Annotated in this window: 21 protein-coding genes and 1 riboswitch; all 21 genes read right to left on the bottom strand. The window is 32.7% G+C overall.

The window, feature by feature from the left end; translation table 11 throughout:
* Window positions 1–9: 9 nt before the first annotated feature.
* The 21 genes from BMX34_RS04315 to BMX34_RS04215 all read right to left on the bottom strand — a co-directional run bounded on the left by BMX34_RS04315 (window position 10) and on the right by BMX34_RS04215 (window position 20058).
* Entirely contained in the window at window positions 10–288 is a 279-nt protein-coding gene (locus BMX34_RS04315; protein ID WP_092571170.1) for a PTS sugar transporter subunit IIB, read from the bottom strand.
* Complete coding sequence (locus BMX34_RS04310; RefSeq protein WP_092571168.1) at window positions 281–2347, bottom strand: BglG family transcription antiterminator; 2067 nt, start codon at window positions 2345–2347, stop codon at window positions 281–283. The genes BMX34_RS04315 and BMX34_RS04310 overlap by 8 nt, the downstream gene beginning before the upstream one ends.
* Before the next feature lie 341 nt (window positions 2348–2688).
* Window positions 2689–3972, bottom strand: a complete 1284-nt coding sequence (locus tag BMX34_RS04305) for an FGGY family carbohydrate kinase (RefSeq protein ID WP_092571166.1) — start codon at window positions 3970–3972, stop codon at window positions 2689–2691.
* Window positions 3973–4087: 115 nt separating this feature from the next.
* Window positions 4088–5413, bottom strand: coding sequence for a 6-phospho-alpha-glucosidase (locus tag BMX34_RS04300; protein WP_092571164.1), 1326 nt, complete (start codon window positions 5411–5413; stop codon window positions 4088–4090).
* Window positions 5413–7005: a PTS transporter subunit EIIC gene (locus BMX34_RS04295; RefSeq protein ID WP_092571162.1), complete on the bottom strand. Its 1593-nt coding sequence runs from the start codon at window positions 7003–7005 to the stop codon at window positions 5413–5415. The genes BMX34_RS04300 and BMX34_RS04295 overlap by 1 nt, the downstream gene beginning before the upstream one ends.
* A 106-nt stretch (window positions 7006–7111) precedes the next feature.
* Window positions 7112–7849: a MurR/RpiR family transcriptional regulator gene (locus BMX34_RS04290; RefSeq protein WP_092571160.1), complete on the bottom strand. Its 738-nt coding sequence runs from the start codon at window positions 7847–7849 to the stop codon at window positions 7112–7114.
* A 118-nt stretch (window positions 7850–7967) separates the two neighbouring features.
* The gene (locus BMX34_RS04285) at window positions 7968–8480 is read right to left on the bottom strand and encodes a TspO/MBR family protein (protein WP_092571158.1); all 513 of its coding nucleotides are present in this window, start codon (window positions 8478–8480) and stop codon (window positions 7968–7970) included.
* A 130-nt stretch (window positions 8481–8610) separates the two neighbouring features.
* A complete protein-coding gene (locus tag BMX34_RS04280) occupies window positions 8611–9786 on the bottom strand; it encodes a DUF998 domain-containing protein (RefSeq protein WP_092571156.1) in 1176 nt (391 codons plus the stop codon).
* 233 nt (window positions 9787–10019) lie between these two features.
* Window positions 10020–10165, top strand: a riboswitch (adenosylcobalamin (AdoCbl) riboswitch).
* A 175-nt stretch (window positions 10166–10340) separates the two neighbouring features.
* The gene (locus BMX34_RS04275; protein WP_159428846.1) at window positions 10341–10913 is read right to left on the bottom strand and encodes a bifunctional adenosylcobinamide kinase/adenosylcobinamide-phosphate guanylyltransferase; all 573 of its coding nucleotides are present in this window, start codon (window positions 10911–10913) and stop codon (window positions 10341–10343) included.
* Between the two features lie 19 nt (window positions 10914–10932).
* The gene (locus BMX34_RS04270; RefSeq protein ID WP_092571152.1) at window positions 10933–11505 is read right to left on the bottom strand and encodes a histidine phosphatase family protein; all 573 of its coding nucleotides are present in this window, start codon (window positions 11503–11505) and stop codon (window positions 10933–10935) included.
* A gap of 9 nt (window positions 11506–11514) precedes the next feature.
* Window positions 11515–12258: an adenosylcobinamide-GDP ribazoletransferase gene (locus BMX34_RS04265; RefSeq protein ID WP_092571150.1), complete on the bottom strand. Its 744-nt coding sequence runs from the start codon at window positions 12256–12258 to the stop codon at window positions 11515–11517.
* Between the two features lie 21 nt (window positions 12259–12279).
* Window positions 12280–13155, bottom strand: a complete 876-nt coding sequence (locus BMX34_RS04260; RefSeq protein WP_092571148.1) for a GHMP family kinase ATP-binding protein — start codon at window positions 13153–13155, stop codon at window positions 12280–12282.
* Window positions 13139–14260 carry a pyridoxal phosphate-dependent aminotransferase gene (locus BMX34_RS04255; RefSeq protein WP_092571146.1) on the bottom strand — a complete coding sequence of 374 codons (1122 nt, stop codon included), beginning with the start codon at window positions 14258–14260 and terminating at the stop codon, window positions 13139–13141. Before BMX34_RS04255 ends, BMX34_RS04260 begins: the two co-directional genes overlap by 17 nt.
* A gap of 16 nt (window positions 14261–14276) precedes the next feature.
* Window positions 14277–15026: a hypothetical protein gene (locus BMX34_RS04250; protein WP_092571144.1), complete on the bottom strand. Its 750-nt coding sequence runs from the start codon at window positions 15024–15026 to the stop codon at window positions 14277–14279.
* Entirely contained in the window at window positions 15010–16317 is a 1308-nt protein-coding gene (hemL, locus tag BMX34_RS04245; RefSeq protein WP_092571142.1) for a glutamate-1-semialdehyde 2,1-aminomutase, read from the bottom strand. Before hemL ends, BMX34_RS04250 begins: the two co-directional genes overlap by 17 nt.
* Before the next feature lie 17 nt (window positions 16318–16334).
* A complete protein-coding gene (locus tag BMX34_RS04240) occupies window positions 16335–16835 on the bottom strand; it encodes an ECF transporter S component (protein WP_092571140.1) in 501 nt (166 codons plus the stop codon).
* A 1-nt stretch (window position 16836) separates the two neighbouring features.
* Window positions 16837–17655, bottom strand: a complete 819-nt coding sequence (locus BMX34_RS04235) for an energy-coupling factor ABC transporter ATP-binding protein (RefSeq protein WP_092571138.1) — start codon at window positions 17653–17655, stop codon at window positions 16837–16839.
* A gap of 6 nt (window positions 17656–17661) precedes the next feature.
* Window positions 17662–18471: an energy-coupling factor transporter transmembrane component T family protein gene (locus BMX34_RS04230; protein WP_159428845.1), complete on the bottom strand. Its 810-nt coding sequence runs from the start codon at window positions 18469–18471 to the stop codon at window positions 17662–17664.
* Between the two features lie 86 nt (window positions 18472–18557).
* Window positions 18558–18848, bottom strand: a complete 291-nt coding sequence (locus BMX34_RS04225; RefSeq protein WP_092571134.1) for an energy-coupling factor ABC transporter substrate-binding protein — start codon at window positions 18846–18848, stop codon at window positions 18558–18560.
* Window positions 18849–18850: 2 nt separating this feature from the next.
* Complete coding sequence (locus BMX34_RS04220) at window positions 18851–19591, bottom strand: energy-coupling factor ABC transporter permease (RefSeq protein ID WP_092571132.1); 741 nt, start codon at window positions 19589–19591, stop codon at window positions 18851–18853.
* Window positions 19592–19596: 5 nt separating this feature from the next.
* Window positions 19597–20058, bottom strand: a complete 462-nt coding sequence (locus BMX34_RS04215) for a flavodoxin (protein WP_092571130.1) — start codon at window positions 20056–20058, stop codon at window positions 19597–19599.
* Window position 20059: the final 1 nt, after the last annotated feature.

The following is a 20059-nucleotide window of genomic DNA, read 5'->3' as shown; positions in this document are numbered from 1 at the left end:
CTTTTGCTTTTAAACGCTCAATTTTTCTAAATAAGGTAAGATTTCGTTCTCAATTTTCTGACGGTTAGTATAACTAGGAACAATACAGACATTCGCTTCTGAAGGAAAGATATCTTTAAACTCTTTAACTGTTACGAATAAATCAGCGTCTTTTCCTACAGCAGCATTTGAATCACAAGATTCTGCTTGAACATCATAACCATGGTCTTTTGCAATTTTTTCTATCTTCATTTTTAACAACAAGCTCGAACCAATTCCATTTCCACAAACTGTTACTATTTTAATCATAAGACTCCTCCTGTTTTATTGATTTATTTATTATTTCTTCGATGGCTTCACAACTATTTGCTGCGATCAATTTATCGATCGTCTCTTCATCTTCTATAATCATTACTAACTGTTGCAAAGCTCTTAAATGAGCCGTTGAATCAATCGCAGCTAATACAAAAATTAAATGAACTTCGCGATCTTCATCGTATTCATCTTGTTCTAAGTTGAAATTTACCGGTTCTTGTATTTGTAACAAACTCATGCCTAATCTCTTTACACCTTCCTTTGGCGAAGCATGAGGTACAGCTACATGGGGAGCCAACACGATATAAGCGCCAAGTTTTTTGATTGAATCAATCATCGCATCAATATATGTGGCTTCTATATATCCTTGTTGTTCTAGTGGCTTTGCAGCTAGACGGATCCCCTCTTGCCAATCAGCTACTTTCTCTACCTTTTGAATTAAACTTTTTTGAAGCAAATCGCTCAACGTAACACCCTCCCAATTAATGGCACTTCTAGTTTTATCAAAAAAATAATCAAATAAAGCTTCTTTTAATAGTAATTCATCTTTTACTTCAGCATGTTTACCAACGATTGTTAAAATCTCTTCTATTTGTTCATTGTGTCCCGTTCTAATTAGAAACTCCGAGTAGACTTTTTTCTTCAGTAGACTCTTCTCTACCGGATTCATAAAAGGTTGGACAAGGAAAAGTGGCTTCTCGGTTTCAAAATACACAGTTGAAAAGATTAAGTCATATTCAGATGAGTCTAACTCTTTTATTTTATCTAACTGGTGGATTCCATTAAATTTAATTTCTGGCATAATGGCCTGGAGTTCTGAAGTCAAGATAAGGGATGAAGAAACTCCTTTAGGACATATTGTTAGCGCCGTCAACTTTCTATTACTTTCAATACTTTGATAGGCTGTAATATATCCACCAAAATGCATGGTAAAGTAGGCAATCTCATCTGCAGGGATATTTTTATTTAAGGCATTTGCTAAAGGAAACATACTCTTCTTCACTAAATAGAATAAGCTACTATACTCCTCTATAATCTGGTCTTTGAGTGGATTGATTAAATTCATATCAAACATTAATCGATAATATGCTGGTGCCAAATGATTATATAAATTCATTCTAAATTGCTCATTATTATTAAATATAATTCCTGTATTAGCAGTAACAACCTCAATCATATCTTCCATAATGGCCACTATTTTTGGATTAATATCCAAATAGAGATTTCCCTGTATACATCCCAATAATCTTGAGGCAATAAAGTATTTTTCACACTCCAATTCGGGATAAATAGACATAAAGTCCTCTACAATATGAATTACTGGCGAGGTAGCGATTTCTCTAATTTCTTTGTCACTATATTGTGGACTACTACCTATTTTCCCAGTTTGAAGAAATAAAATTAAATATGCCGTTGTCTCGATTCTTTCCTCAATAAAACTTAGTTCTTCTTTTTGGGATACCGAATGGAAAAATCGAATGATAGGATCAATCTCAAAATTTTGTCGACATCGATAAAATGTGTACCGTATGATCCATTTACCACTTTCAAAAGCCATGATTTCATTCAAGGCTGTCTCAAGTATTTGTCGAATATGAATGGATTTTCCAAGAAAATAATATCCATCTTTGCGAGAATATTTTAATTCAACTTTGTATTTCTCTAATATGATTCTCAATTCTTTTAAATCCGATAAGACTGTGTTTTTACTTACTCGCAAAAATTCTTGAAAATGATAGTTAGAGATAAAATCATACTCTAAAAAGATATATAGTATAATCATCCAAACTCGTTCGTCTTGAAAATAGTATAGGGACAACTCGGGGGACATTTTAGAAAATAATTCTTTTATGGAAACATTAGGCAACCATAAGTTGTTATCACATATCTCAATCACTGGATAGTTAAAATAAGCCAATACATCATTTATTTTTTCAACATCCTGCAGTATACTTTTCTTCGTAGTTTTTAAGACTTTCTCTAAATCAGAGAGAGAATGTCCATTATAGTTAGAAAAGATTGGCAAATTATTTATAATATCATTATTAATCAATGAAATTCCCCCTATTAATACTATAAATGACACAACTCTAAACTAGAAGGTTATTTGAGCCCAAAATAATCCGCTTACATATTTTTAGACTGGGCTTTACTTTCTATATTGACTGTAATTGTCAAAACATGTTAATTATATAGATTTTAGAAGGGGTTTTTCAGAAACATTACTAAACTCTTGAAATTTTATTACCACTATGACCAAGCAAATTAACCAAATCATAAAAAATATAAGCTGGAACTAGACTATTTCATATAAATAAAACAATCCCACTATATAAATCATTATAGTGGGATCCTTATTTTAACTTAGTATACTATGAATGAGCATCTAAAATTTCAGTATTTACTTTCTACAAGATACAATAAGCCATCACAGGGTTCACAGTTCTCCGCTAGAACAACATTATCTAGCCACAAATCTTGAAATATTTTGCGTAGATATGGATTTCTAAATACTCCACCATTGACTAAAATATTTCCTTCTATTTTCAAATCATTAGCGATTTGAATAAGGTTATTAAAAACACCTACAATAATCGCATAACTCAAATCATCTTCGTCGTATGAGGCAGATAAGCCCATAATAGTGCCGGTTTTATGGATATCCCAATAGGGAGCTCTTTCACCAAACAAATAAGGATTTACTTTTAAATTTTTCAGATTTTGACGTTCGCTAATGCGATCTAAATGCTGATAAATTTCTTTTGAATCACGGTAAATAATCCTACTCCACCACTGAATCACATTTCCTCCATTATTTGTCGGACCGCCGATTACCCAATGTTTAGGAGTCATATAATAACAAAAATATCTCCCTTGATTAGAAAGAGTTATTTCATCTTTGACGGATCGGGCTGCGCCACTTGTTCCCATAGTAAGTACATTCTTTTCTTGGTATTTAATTAAAGTTGCCAAACTTGCCAAGCAACCATCACAGCCTCCTACAAAGATCTTAACTTCTTTCGAAAGGCCTAATTGTGTTGCTAACACTAAATTTATCGGAGCATGAAAATTTGTATCCACTAACCTTCCTAATTGTTCTCTCTTTATTTTCAAAAAAGTCAGTACTTCGTCGCTCCAATCTAAAGTGTGTAGATTAAATAATCCAGTAGTCGAAGCCGTAGAATAATCAATAAGAAACTCCCCAGTCAACACATTCATTAAATATTCTTTCAAACCGATTAATCTTTGAGCTTTTTCGATTCTATTCAGTGATTGTAAATAAGCAATTTTACAAAATGGAGACATCGGATGAATCGGAGTGCCTGTCAAGTTATAGAATTTTAAGGCTAGTTCAGATTGATTAAAGGTATCCACCCAGGTAGCACTTCGAATATCTGACCACAACCATAACTTGTGATCGATGATGAGCGTATGCATAGGAACACTTAAAGCAATATTATCAATTTGACCGTATTTTTGATTCATCAGCCTAATGTTATGTAATATCGTTTCTAAGATTTCTTCAGGAATTTGAAATGAATTTCCCTTTTCATCATAATACATAGTTACTTCTTCATCGAAACGGATAATTCTCTCATCGGTACTTTTGTATAAGAATTTAATATTTGTAGTTCCTACATCGATACATAAAGTTACGTTATTTTCTCTTTCTAACATAAATACAATGCCTCCAAATTTATAGAGTAGAGAACTTGTCCTTATATTTATAAAGATAAATATTCAATAAAATGATGTGATAAAAGACAAATCAAACTATGGCTAGTAACAAATATTAATGCAACTCTGGCCAATAATCCTTGTTTGCCTCAATAAGATCATCCAATAATTCTTTGGCTATTTTCGCACTTGGCACCGTCTTAGATAAGGTTAAAGCTTGCCATAATTTCTGATAACTATGTTCTACATATGCCTCGACCACTAATTTTTCAACGGTTACTTGTTGAAACATCAATGCTTGATTAAACATAGGTATTTTGCCTTGTGTAATCGGTTCGGGACCTTTTGATGTTACAATACAAGGAACTTCTACCATCGCATCATCAGGAAAATTAGCAATAGCCCCATTATTCTCTACAATGAGTAACATTCTTTCTTGAGTATTAAATGCCAAAGCACATGCTAAGTCGACAATAAAGTAAGCGTGGGAATCTATGTCAAACGCTTCTTCTTTTGCATGTCCTTGCTCAATGATCTTTCTTGCTTTCTCAAAAACTGTTTTTTCACGACCTGCCATGACTTCATTGGCTCGTGTATGATGAATGTTTGAGTGTTCTACAACATAATCTGGATAGAAATAGTATTTAAGGTATGTATTTGGCAAAAATTTTGGATCTACCGCTAGTATATCTTTAGCCTTTTTATGGGTCTCTTGCCAACTAGGATCAGTATGTTGAGTATCGACTTCTTTTTGTGTTAAATACCCGTGTTTGCTTACATAATCAATTAATTCAGGTAAATATTCATGGCCTTCTTTATCTCTAACACTAGTCCACCAACCAAAATGATTTAATCCAAAATAAGATACATCTAATTCTTTAGGATCTTTATCTATTATAAAGGACATCCGACGTAAAGTACCCACTGGCATATCACATATGTTGATGACTCTTGAGTTTGGTCTCATCACACGACAGGCTTCAGCCACAATTGCTGCTGGATTCGAATAATTTAACATCCATGCATCAGGAGAATACTCTTCCATATAATCGATGATTTCCATCATGCCAGTAATACTTCTCAAACCGTAAGCAATTCCTCCGGGACCACATGTTTCTTGACCTAACACCCCATGTTTTAAAGGAATTTTCTCATCGAGTTCTCTCATGGGATACTTGCCAACTCTGATGTGAGCCATACAAAAATCAATCTCAGAAAATGCCATTTTTGGATCAGCTGTATATATAAATTCAATTTCTGGTGCTCTTTCTGCTAACATAATTTTTATTGCTTTGGCAAGAGTTTCTTGTCTTTCAGGATCATTATCGTATAATTTCAAAGTTTTTAATGGAAATCGATCCACACTGTCTAATAACATCATTACAATACCAGGAGTAAAGGTAGATCCTCCACCAGCAATCAATACTGAGAATTTCTTCATTATTTATCAATTTCCTTTCCACTATTATGCTCTATATATCGGTCTAAGTCCCTTCTTACTCGATTTACTTCGAGACCGTATACCACATGTACACTCTGATCATTAATTATGACGCCTTTAGCGTTTACATTGTTTTGTAATACGTCTTTGGAGACTTTTTCTGGATTATCAACAGTTATTCTCAAGCGAGTATAACAATTATCTACGTCTCTAATATTCTTAATTCCACCAAGTCCTTCGACTAGATTATGCATATTTACTCCAGAGTCCTGCCCTTCGTTCATACTACTTTTAGCTTCTTGATATTCTTTCTTACTATATAGTTTTACTTCTTCAGATCGACCGATAGTTTTTAAATCCATTTTTATAATTAAAATTCTAAATATTACATAATATAATCCAAAGAAAATCATACCCACCAAAATATAAATTGGCCAATTTGTTTTTTCAATGCCTAAAGGTAAGTTATATAAAAGAAAATCAATAAAACCATTAGGACCAATCGCTCTGGAGCCGAATATATTCAAGATAACCATGCTTAACCCACTTAATACCGAATGAATTAGGTAAAGAATTGGAGAAACAAACATAAAAGAAAATTCTATGGGTTCAGTTACACCTGCAATAAATGAAGTAAAGGCAGCTGGAATTAATATTGCCTTGGCCTTCACTTTATTTTCTGGTTTTGCAGTATGATACATGGCCAAGCAAGCCCCGATTAAACCAAACATTTTTGAAATTCCTCGCGCATCCCATTTCACTGACTCTGAAAGCACCTTTATAGTAGGGTCGGTAATTTCAGCAAAATAAATATTTCGAGCTCCTTCGTATACTACTCCAGCTATTTCTTGAGTACCACCCAAAGAAGAATATAAAAACGGAGTATAAACTAAATGATGCAAACCCGTTGGAATTAACAAACGCTCTAGCATTCCATAGATAAATAAGCCGAAGTTACCACTGTGTTGGATAAAAATACCTAAAGCATTAATTCCATTCTGAATAATTGGCCATAATAGAGAAAAAAGTCCCGCCAGACCAATTAATATTGGAATCAATACAATAAAGACAAATCTCGCACCACCATAAATTTGAAAAGCATTGTTAAACTCAGTATCGATATATTTATTATGAATCCAGGCAACTACAATTCCTAGAATAATGCCTAGAAAGACGCCCATATCGAGAATTTGAACACCCAGAACTATGGATTGGCCAGAACCTCTAAGCGCTTCAGGATCAACCAATACTCCCATTAATTCCAATATCTTGTTCATAGCAAATACAAATACTAAATAGGACAGAACAGCTGTAAAGGCGGCCTCTGCTTTTTTTCGATTGGCTAATCCTAAAGCAATCCCCACACAAAAAATTAAACCTAAATTGGTTAATACAGGTAATAATGAGGAAGATAGGACACTTCCAAATCCCATAGTGAAAGGATTATTCAGTAAAGGAACGGCATTAATCAGCCGTTCATTCGTAAAAATATTTCCTATAGCAATTAAAAGGCCGGCAATAGGTAAAATTAAAACGGGTATAAACATCGCTCTTGAAAACTTTTGTAAATTATCCATAATTTTTGTCTTCATAATTAAGACACCTCTCTTTCCTATTTTTATTTTAAAGTAATCGTTTTCATTATTTAAGGATTAGTATAGAAAAAGAAATCTATTTCATAAACTGAAACAGATTTCCTTAAAAATCAGATAACAATTCAAAAAGGAAAAGTAATCGAATAAAAAAATTATTATAAGTGATATTTTGGCTATCATAAGGGGCATCATCTCTTACCAAGATAGTATATTTACCTAGTTTATAGAGTGCACTCGTCTGATTGCCTGTAATAACAAACGTCGGAATTTGATGCTGGTGACATAGATTTGTTTTATCAATTATCGTTGTGGTCTCTCCTGATTTTGAGATACCTATGAAAAGTCCTAAACGATCAATATTTCGCTCAATTATCCCAGAAGAATCTTCACCACCTGAATAAATAACATGGACACCTTTTACCAACAATTTTTTATATAAATAAGTAGACACATTCCCAGAAAACCCTGTCGCACAAATTACTATAGGAATATGTGGATGATCATTTATTAATTTATGAAAAGTTGCTATATTCTCTTTAACATCTTGTGAAAAATCCACTTCCGTGATGCTAAATGGACTCATCGTATCTGATTGTAAATTTGGGTTACTAATATCCTGACGATTACAATGATGAAAAATAAAATAGTATAAATCTAGATATCCTGTGTAACCTAATTTTTTACTTAATCTTACGATTGTAGCCGGTGAAGAATAAACTTCTTTACTAAGCTCTTTAAGAGTTTTGCCTTCGATCTCTTTAATATTATTTATAATATATTTTAAAATTCTTTCTTCATTACTATTTAAAGGGATATTTTTTGTGATAACTTTTAAGTCCAAACATATCTCCTCTCTTCTTTCAGCACAAGACTTAGAGACATAAAGGGTAAAAAGATTGCTTAATTAATTTTGAAAGATTTTAAAAATCTCAATCCAAAGAAAGTAAAACAACAAAGTTCTATTCCGCTCTTTTTATTGGTGTGATTTTTATTTTGTCACGCGAATATTTCGGATTGTCTTCATTCAACTGATATGTTGCGCCATTTAAATAAGTAGCAAAAGCTGACCAAGCCACATAAGGAATCAGTAAACTACCCGCTAATTTATTTTTTTCGAAGAATTTAACGGTTGTACTTATGACACTCGCCAATAAGATAAAACTTTCGATAAAAGCGGCTCCCCGAAGTTTAAAGTTAAAATAAAGAACGGACCAGAGATAATTCAGAGCGAGTTGAAGATCATACTTCGCGATCGCCTCTTCCTTATCTGCTTCATCTTCAATCAGACAACGGGCAATCCCCATGGCCGTGTACAATAAAGGCCATACGATCCCAAAGGTTTCTTTAGGGGGAGCAAAAGTAGGTTGCTTAAATTCTTGGTAATCTGCCTTAGCATGAGGCGTCGTCAATTTTCCAACCACAGAACCACCCAATAAAGGGGCTGCTACTAAAAATAATTTTTTAATCGACATACAAACACTCCTCTCCTTCTATTATATCTAACTTTGAGGAAAGCTGATAATGTTATAGTCTAGTGGATTTTTGCCAAATTTAGCAGGTTGTTAATTTCCATCTTAAAATCTTATATCCTTCAAACTGGATTTATATAGTTTCCCTTGCCTTTTCTTCCAACTCAAATTCTAACTCTAAATTCAAAGTTTCGGGGAAGGAAGCATGGTCAAGATGGCTAAAAAGCATGGTTAGCCAAATAAAAGCAATCATAAAAGATATGATCTCAAAGGCAGTTAGCGTTATATAATTGCCAAATTCGTAAGTGACATAGAATCCAGCCAGAAATATTGCTACACCATAAGAAAGCCATTCAAAGGAAGGGTGATTTTTGGGCAAAAGCCAACGGTTGCAAAACATCATTGTAGTTACCAGGACAACCATTAGCTCGGCAAATTTATTGTGCAGAAAAGGTTGAATGCGAGGCCCATCAAATGGAAATAACCCTACCATGGCGAGACTAAAACCAGTCGCATAAAGCAAATAACGCAATATTCGTAATCCTTGGTAAGCTGGGAGATCTTTCTCTAAAGTGATAAAAATTGAATCAACCAAAGCAATCATCAACAAACCTGATAAAATCAAAGTGAGATTGAATTGCCATGCGTTCAAAGCTTTGGATGAGCCCAGAAAGCTTAAATGACGCTGCCACCACAAAGTTTCCGAATTGGTAATGATGGCAATAACTACACCACCAACCATCATCCGAGTCAATAATTGAGTCAAGCTGGTTGTCGACATGGTGAAGATGAAATACAAGACTGCATAATTAACGACTCCTAAAATTATACCAGTCATAACACTCGTTAAATAAATATCCAACTGCAGACCGTGAAATAATTTATCAAATAAATAAAAGAAAAACAGCAAACTTACTAATGTAATAATCATTAGTGATAAAAGTAAGGCTGGGTAATGGCGCCAAGGAAACCGGCGAATATAGTCTAGCTGTTTTTTCTTACCCAGAATAAAAGAGCTCGTAAATAAAACAAAGACACCAATAACCCCTAAAATAACCGTTGCTTGTGACATCGACGTTTGACCTGAAATCGGGATCAAGTCAACTTTTCGCCAAATAAAATATAAGACAAACAATCCCATTTGCAGAATTGTTGGTAGAAAGACCCAATGCAAAGCATTCTTCTGATCTTCTTGATGGCGATTACGTTTGATTTGGTATAGGGCCTGGGGCGTGGTAATCCTTAGATTATCATGTTCTTCAATCTCGGCCATGATTTGCGAAGATGTTTTGATAACCAGCTTTTGCATGAGAACCTCCATTACACTGAATAAGTAGAATCTTCAATCTATTTTATAATATTTTTCAGAATTCAGCTCATTTCAGAATGTTAACTTATTACTTCAATTATACATTATTAATCTACATAAATATCATATGTTTTTTGATTTGTAAATGGACTCATAGACGCTCGCTTGAGATTAATTTAATAACACTTCAATTACTTTCAAAAAATTGATAAGTATGTTATAATTAAATCAATAGAAAAACATCAAGGATAATTGAATATGGAAGTTTGGTTAAATCCCAACGCGGTCCCGCCACTGTAAACAAATTTATTTGGAGCCAGGTCTTTATTCAATTTGCTATATTAACGTTGCTGTTTCGAGGCAAGACAGTGTCGTTTAGCGTAATCCATGCAATGAAGCCTGGATTTATTTTATTGCAACTTTATTTTAGCCGATGAAGTATCTATTAATTTTTGTGTTAGTCAACGAGGACTAACACTTTTTTATTATTCCTATTTTTCTTAACTTCAATTAAAATGCACTTCAAATTTTCCATTTTGAAGTGCATAGTTTTCTTATTTCAATTTTACTAATATTCCTGAAATCGAAATGTAGGCATTATCTGCAGACATAGCTATTTTTTGATTTATTTTTCCAATAAGATTTCGATAAATCCTAACAAACTTATGTTCTGGAACAATGCCACTCCCAACTTCATTAGAAACTATCCAAAATTCAGCATTAGTCTCTTTCATAGCAGTTAATATTAAATCAAAATTATGAAGCAAATCATTTTCAAGTTGTTGCCAATCCTTCCAAGTCATAGAATCCATTGATTGTTGAAAATCTTTTTCATTAATCCAGTTAAACATCTGATTATTTGCCCATAACGTCACACAATCTATTAAATACGCATCATATTTTTCCAAAAGAACTGTCGATCTGATTAAGCAATCAATATTCTTAAATGTTTCATAAGTAACCCATTCCTTTGGGCGCCGCATACGATGATTTTTAATTGATTGAATAATTTCAGTATCTTTGAAATCATTAGCTTGGGTAGCAATATAAGCAACTCGCAGAAATTTTCTATCTATGATTTGTTTTTCTGCATGAGAAGATTTTCCGCTTTTTGCTCCTCCTGTCAAATAATTAATCTTACCGATTTTAATCTCTCCTTTTTATGTTATATATAAGGAACTTCCCTTGGGGAATTTGGATACTCCAGAAATTTTTATCCAGTTCAATTCTTTCTTTAATAATGACTCTAAGTACACCTAAATGTAATAAAAATAATATTGTGTCCCGATCCTCATGAGATTTAATTATTTTATCCCATGCTAAAAGAACTCGTCGCTTATATAAGTAAAAGCTCTCGCCTTTCTTAGGGATAGCATCAAAAGGTTTCTTTAAAAATATTTCCCAATTTATATTATCTAATAATTCCACTTCATTTGCTGTCTTGCCTTCCCAGATACCAAAGTTTCTTTCATTGAATTCTTTAATGGACTTGGTTTTAGGGCGATGTTGACATTGATTTAAAGCTATTAATGCGGTTTCTTGGGTTCTTTTTAATGTCGATAGATACATATAGTCGATTTTTTCTATTTTTTTTAATAATTTTCCCAATCTGATTGCTTGTTTTTTACCTGTCTCATTAATAGAAATATCGCTAATACCGTAGTAAGCTTTTTTGTAATTATAATTAGTCTGTGTATGTCTAGCTAATATTACTTTCATAAAATCCACCTAAAATATTGTTAGTATAAAATGCATAAACAGTTCCCCAATAAGAGTTGAAGCACCTACCGTGTCTCCATTCATACCCTTTATCTTATGTTCAACCCATTTTCTATATAAATATATCAAAAATAAATTAACAAGATAAACAATTAAGTAAATGAGTCCACCCGTCAAATAAGCAACTCCTAAAAAAATCAGTTGAGAAAGAAATATTCTCCAAGTTTTTATTCCTTCCAGTAGTAAACCTAATCCATGCTCACTACAGTGACGATAATTAATACACAAAAAGCTAATTCCCCCTCTAGAAAGTGTTTTAATCCCTATAATATATAAAATTTTTTCTTCGAGAGATGAGATAGAGTGAAGGTTCTCAAAACCACAAATATACATCCCCATAAAATACAAAATCAAAATAATTGTACCCATAGCACCAATATGGGAATCTTTCATTATAGAGATTACATCATCTTTCTTTCTTGAAGAGAGCATACCGTCTGCCATGTCGGCCAAAGCATCATAGTGAAAGCCACGTGTTAAGATTACATCTAAAAAAATCAGAAATAACCATACTATTTCCAAAGAAAATTGGCTCTGTAAGAAATAAAAACAGATTGCATGGATACTTGCATATAAGAAAGCAAAGATCGGAAAAAAATGAATTCCTTCGCGATACGTTTTTTCAACGTTATTAATTTCAATCGGTATTGAAAGAGCAGTAAAAAATTGAAAATACAAAATTATTGCTTGCATGTGTTTCTATCCTTCTTTGTTTTAATTTCTTGTCTCAATTTTCGGCTCAGAAGAAACAATCTGATGTGTTCTTATTTGATAGATTTTTTTCTTGTCAATTTGTTGAATCCGAGCTATTATTTCGTCAGTAGAAATGATATTTTCTGAATAGACTATACCAACCACGGTCCCTGTATGTGATATATTAATCGCCTTAACACCAGAAATATTTATTAAATCAGCAATTTCTTTATAATAGGGTTTAGGATTATATTTTTGATTAATTTTGGCTGATTGACTTGTCAAATCCAAAAGATGCTCTAACGAGTGATTTGTAAACGCCTGAATACTTTCCTGAAATAAATTTTTATAAGCATTATCTTTATATCCCAATAATATTTTTCGGTATGCTATGGTATTTAATTTATCAGCTAATTCTAAACAAATTACTGAGTCATTTAAATTATTATCCAATTTAGCATATAGAAATCCCGTGTCTGGATTCATTAAAGACAGAGAAGGATAAATTAAACTATCCGTGGGTTCTATATTGGAAGCAAGTTGAGCAAAATTACTTAAATTTATATCCTCTTCAAAAAAGGTATACAGAGCATATAACATACCTGCTAAATCGGCTGTACTAGAACCCATTCCTTTTTCATATGGAATTGGATTTTTAATATTTATTTTTATTTTCGATAATTCGATAAAATTTCTTCCTAAGCTCTTCATACAATCTAGTATTAAATATTTAGTTTTAAGAGGTATACAATTTTTTACGGGATAATCACTTTGGTAAATCTCTATCTCATTGTATAGATTTATTGCATAAGAAGATAAAAATATTTCTGACTCCCAAACTCCTTGTACAAGCTCCCCACAAGAGGCTGGAAAATTAACTTTAACATAAGACTTCATCGGCCAACTCCTCAGCCAAAATTTCTTTTAGTTTTTTTATAAAAATATCATTTTCCTTTTTAGTCCTTATTGCAATACGATAATATTGACTATTCAAGCCTAGATAATTTTTGCAAGATCGAATAACAATATTTTTATGCAAAAATTTCATTAATAAGTTTTCAATATCTGTTTTAAATAAAATAAAATTTGCATTAGCTGGATAAACTCTAATCCTCTCTTCTTTACTAAGAACTTCATTTAACCGTGTTTTCTCTTTTAAATAATACTTTAAAGTTTTAATTTCATATTCTTGTAAATCATTTAAACGTTGGCCACAAAGATCTGCCATACTATTTATATTCCAACTTCCTAACAAATCTTCCAACTTTAAGTTCATACTTTTAGATGGTAGAGAAATCATCCCTAATCTGAGTCCAGGAATTGCATAAAATTTGGTAAAAGATTTAATCACAATTAAATTAGGATATGCCTTTTGTCTGCCTAACATTGAATGTGAAACTGAGTCTGGAACAAAATCCATAAAAGACTCGTCCAAAATCAGTAAAATATTTTTTTGTTTCAAAAATTGTAGTATCTCTTCTATTTTTTTTGTAGATAATAAATTGCCAGTAGGATTATTGGGATTACAAAGAAAGACAGCAGCTTGATAATTATTAGGATCTCTTTTTGAAGCACAAAAATTTTTAACAAAAGCTTTAAATGATGAAACTTCCAGTTCAAAATCCTTCTGTGGTTTTAATACATAATGAGTTATTCTCTTGTGTCTAGCATTCGCGCAAAGTTCATATTCAGAAAAAGTTGGTGAAATAATAATAATGTTCTTAGGAAGTATATCCATAATAACTCGTATTGCTTCTTCAGCCCCATTAGTCACAGACAGCAATTCTGGATTGATCAAATATTTATTTGCAATCGCCTTTTTTAATTCTCTATATGTATAATCAGGATATCTCTCTAAATCATCTATATGATTGATGATAGTTTGTTTGAACTGATTTGGCATTCCTAATGGATTAATATTTGCGCTAAAATCTATTACTTCACATATATTTAGTCCTAATTCTTCTAGCAAAAGTGAAGTATTCCCCCCATGAGTCTGCATCACAACACCTTCTTTATTATTCAATTTTTCCAATCTCTGTCACATATGCAAATGTATGCTCTAATTCTTCTTCCAGTTCTCTATCAGCTACAACTAAAAGTGAAGTGGCTGGTCCACCTGAAGACTTCGCTATATCCAAAGACTGTTTACTAAGTGATAAAGGAGTGAAAACCATATTATTTGCTTCTGCTGTTTGGTGTGCTTCGTTTAAAGCTCCTTTAGACCCAATAGGCACGATTTCACTTACTATTTCATTACTCCTTAACTTGCGAACATCATCATATGTTGGAACATCTTGTAAATGTTCAATTAAAGCATGACCGGAATAAGGCAATCCACATTGAAAACAACTTTGTCCTGATTGAACTTTTCGTATTTTCAAATTTTTATATTCAGCTCTACCAAGTAATGTCACTCCAATACTAGACATACATGTTTCCATATTTTCCTCAGTACTTCCATTAATGGTTAGATTTGGGTAACCAGCCAATTCTAATTCATTCTTTATACCTTGATAAAACAATTTACCGGTATTTTCCCATTCATTACCACATAAATTAAAAAGTAAAAACGGTTTAGCATTGATGGCCATCAACTCTAACATAGCAACTCTTAATGAAAAAGCTGCCGTAATACTAGGATTAATTTGTATTATGTCATTAGGTTTATACCCTATTGATGCGGAAACATCACAAGCACATACGAGCACTTCTTCCTCAGAAATAGGATCAAAAGATAAATCCTTGTATTTAAATGCCTTCTGCATAACCTTCTCCCTTCAATTCTTTAAAGGTTTCTTCAACCATTTTTAAGGTATGAGTAATATCTTCATCACTATGTTTCAAAGAAATAAAATTAGTTTCAAATTGTGAAGAGGCAAAATATATTCCTTTATTTAATAGGCGTATAAAGAAAGCATTAAATAATTCTTGATTACTGCTCATTGAATCTTCAAAATCTCTGACTGGATTGTTATTAAAAAATATACTAAACATAGTCCCTAAATGAGGTGCCTGGACTTTAAATCCATATTTATTGGCTAATTCTTCAATGTTTTGGCATAAAATATCAACCTTGATGGAGGCTAATTTAAAATCTTCTTCGTTATATGAAGTTAAAGTTACATTCCCAGCTGTCATGCCAAGAGGATTGCCTGATAATGTTCCTGCTTGATAAACGTCCCCTACTGGTGCAATGCAATTCATAATCTCTTTTCTTGCACCATACGCAGCAACTGGCAAACCTCCTCCAATCACTTTCCCCAAAGTAGTAATATCAGGTTTAATATTATAATAATTCTGTGCTCCTATATAATCACACCGAAAACCACTCATAACTTCATCAAAAATCAATAACGAATGATATTGATTCGTAAGATCTCGCAAAGAATTTAAAAATGATGGTTTAGCTAAAACTAATCCCATATTCCCTGCTACAGGTTCAATAATTACCGCTGCAATTTTATTTCCATATTTATTAAACACATCACGAACAGCTTCTTCATCATTATATGGAACAGAAATTGTCAGCTTTGCCATTTCACGGGGAACACCAGCAGAATCCGCCGTACCAAAGGTAGCAATTCCAGAACCCGCTTTGACCAAAAATGAATCAGAATGACCATGATAGCAACCATCAAATTTTATAATTAAATCCCTTTTTGTGAATCCCCTAGCTAAACGGACTGCACTCATAGTTGCTTCTGTTCCTGAATTGACAAAACGAACCTTGTCAATTGTATCAAAACGCTCAATAATCGTTTTTCCTAAATCAGATTCTAACAACGTTGGTGCCCCAAAAGTTATTCCGTTTTGTGCTTGTTTTGTAATTGATTCAACTACTCTCGGATCGCTATGTCCTAGAATGAGAGGCCCCCATGAAAGAACATAATCAATATACTTTTTATTATCTATATCAAAAATGTATTGATCCTGGCCTTTTTGAATGAATGGGGGAACAATATCTAATGATTTAAAAGCTCTTACCGGACTATTTACTCCACCTGGAAAAATATCTAGGGCTTCTTTAAATGCGATTTCAGATTTTTGATTCAAAATTCTTTACTCCTTTTACTTTATAATGATGCTAATTTAGTTTTATAATTTACAGGTAGTGCAGCAAATACAAATTCTGTAATAAAAAGGTTAGCACAAGTAGCGATTGTTAGAGGCAGAAAAAGAGGAATTACACCTTGTAAACCAAATATTGGAATTAATACTGCTAAAGATAAAGGGACATTTCCTATAAAAGCAATTAGATTACTTAATGCAATTTTCGAAATGCTCGGTTTAATTTCTCTTTTCCGGATAGTACCATAGGCCCACATCGTAATAACCATCATGATTCCTATCAAAAGATGGATAGGTAAAGATAGTGGAAAACCAGCTAAATACGCTGAAACCATGTGTCCAGCAAAAGCAAGACACATTCCAAATAATGGACCTAAAAGTGCAGTCCCAATAAAAGCAGGGAACGAGTCAAAAGCAATTGAACCTAAAATCTTGATATTAGCGCCTATAACTGACAAGGCGATTAGAAAACTTAGTATTATTAATTTTCTTAAACGTGAATGCATGTTAACAATCCTTTCTTAATAGTTTTAATTCTTCCATCGTTCGTGGAAATACATCTTTTATAGAAATAGAAAACATATCCATAAATTGGTAGATATAAGGTAAACGTAATCCTTGTTGCTCTATAATTCTTTTGTCTGTTAAAACTTCTAAAACTGAGCCATCAGCCGCAATTTTTCCTTCATTTAGAATTATGATGCGATCTGCCCATTCCCATGCAAAATCAATATCATGAGTAGATACAACTAAACCATAATTCTTTTTATGAAGTTTATTAAGAGTATAGATAAGCTTTTGAGAATTCCTATAGTCTAATCCTGCGGAAGGTTCATCAAAAAAAATAAATTCTGGTTCTAAAGATAAAACGCTAGCAATACTAACAAGTTTTTTTTGTCCCCCGCTTAAAGTATGCAAGGCTAAAGGCATTAAATCTTGTATATCTAACATCTTGCTTATTCTATCCATAAGCAATTTAGTATCTTCAGTACTTAATCCTCGGTTTAGTGCAGCAAAAGAAATCTCTTCCTCAACGGTGGGGGCGATAAATTGGACGTCTGGATTTTGAAAAACCAATCCTACCGTTTGTCTCAGTCGATAAATATCGTGAGAATTAACATTTATTAATTTGTGGTTTATATATATATTACCTTTCTGAGCTTTTAAAATTCCATTGGCTAATAGAAATAATGTAGATTTTCCCATACCATTCTCACCTAAAACAACGATACGTTCTCCCTTGTTTATTTTTAAAGAAAGACCATTTATTATTTCTCGTTGATTATGCTCATACTTAAAATATAAATTTCTTAATTCAATTTCCATGTCAAATTACCACCCCCATTGGCAGAGAGTAAATATTAAAATCACAAATATTATCAAAAAATAAATATTTTTTTCTCTTTGATATTTATGTACAATAAATTTAACTTGCCCTTTATACAGTCTAGATTCCATTGCATCTATGGATTTTAGTGACAATCGAAGTGATTGTGAAAACAATTTAGATGCAATCATCATTGTTGATTTAAATCCACGGCGATATGTAATAAACCCTAGTCGAGATAAGGCGCTTTCTTGCACTTGGTTCAAAACTCTATTCAAAACTATAATATATCGATAAATGAAATACATTATTTCGATAACACTTTTAGGTATCTTTGATTTACGCAAAGCATAGACAAAATCCCCAATGGGTGTAGTCAGTGCAAGGTTTATTAATAGTGAGACACTCGCTATTGAAATACACGCTAGTTGTATTCCTCTCTGCTGTGATACTTTACTCAGTCCTATATACCAGGAATTAAATCTAATACTTACTTCGATTGGTTGGTGACTAATCGAGATAACTATTCCTAATGTACTTAAAATAATAAACATCACTGGAGCTGTAAATAATTCTTTTATTTGAACATAACTTAAGTTAACAAATTTGTGTATGAATATAAAAACGCACATAATCACAAATAAACTTGCTAAAATACTTTGATAACCGATAATAAGGAATAATGCAATTATTGTTATAGATAATTTATATAAAGGATTAATATCTCGAAAGGGGGATTGATACGCCAAAGTCTCCATTTGTACTATATTATGGTTATGAGAAGATTTCTTCACTAAAAATTGTTCAACACCCAATAAAATAATTCCCAAGCAGATTAACCTATTATCGATTTGTCCAATGGATATCGTTATCCAAAATAAGATTAGAAGAAGAGTCAACATCATTGTTTATTGTACTCTTTATTTCTACCTATAAAATATCCAAATCCTAAACCAATCACACTAGCTCCTAAAGCTGCTTGTAGAGCAAATAAGAGGCTTTCTGTTTCACCACCCGGTAGTTCAATTATGCTATCAAACCACGGTTCATAGTTTGGATCAATTTCTTCTATCACCTCTTCTGCAGCACCATCAGCACCACCGAATTCTGAGTCTTTAATCATTATTAAGGGGACGACCGCAATAGCTACTGCCATTACTAACAATAATAATATTTTATAAGATTTTTTCATTATTAACCCTCCAAACTATACCCTAATAAATCTAATTCTGGCTTAGCCACTGATTCTAAACTTATCATAACAATAACCGTTAATATTCCTTCAATAATAGCAATTGGAACTTGAGTCAGTGCAAATACAGTCGCAAATTTAGTAAAAGAGGCCAGAACCCCTCCCACTTCGCTGGGATGAGCTAAGGCAAGTTGAATACTAGTTACGACATAAGTCAACAAATCACCTAAAGCAACAGCAAGAAATATCACAAAATGTTTGTTTTTTGATACTTTATTACCGTATTTGTAAATAACATAGGTCACAATTGGACCAACGATTCCCATACTAAATGTATTAGCACCTAAAGTTGTCAATCCTCCATGAGCTAACAACAACGCCTGAAATAATAAAACAATTAAACCAATCACAGCAGCAATACTGGGTCCAAAGAAAATAGTTACTAATCCCATTCCTGTTGGATGACTCGATGAGCCTGTAACTGATGGAATTTTTAATGCTGAAAGAACGAAGGCATACGCTCCTGTCATCGCAAGAATGATCAATACCCGTCGTTGTTTGTCCATTACCCTCGATAATTTCTTAATCCCAACGAACAGAAACGGTAAGGAAAGTGCTATCCAAAATAAAGCATAGTTTAAAGGTAGATAACCCTCCATAATATGCATAGCATGGGCTGTTCGCATATTTAAACATACTCCTACTCCTAACAAATACAATGCCATTAAAAATTTCTTCTTCATTATATTCACTCCTTTTCCAAAATATTTTGTGACAAAATTTTTGCACGTTCGTATAAATCCTCTATCTCTTTTTCTTCTGGATTTAAATTAAATTTATAAGATGGAGTTCCTTCTCTTGCTCCAGTTTTTTGAAACTGATAACAGAAATCGTCAACTGCAGTGCACCATTCAGGATAAAAATCATCACCCGAACCAAAAACCATATAGTATTTTTCTGATAAATCAATTGTAGCTAAATCCTTGTAAAATTCTTGGCATTCAATAGGTAGTTCGCCTTTCGTTCCAGGACCATATGTATAAGAACCAACTATACAAATATCATAATCTAGGAAATCTATAACATCGGCTTGTTCAATAGACTTTAAATGCGCCTCCATACCATAATAAATTAAGGCCTCACCCAAAATTTCTGCAGCTTCTTCCGTATTTCCTGTTAAACTCGCATAAACGATTAAAGCCTTCGTCATA

It is taken from the genome of Ignavigranum ruoffiae (assembly GCF_900110675.1).
Taxonomy (GTDB): Bacteria; Bacillota; Bacilli; order Lactobacillales; family Aerococcaceae; genus Ignavigranum; species Ignavigranum ruoffiae.
This window is presented reverse-complemented; position numbering and strand designations above follow the sequence as displayed.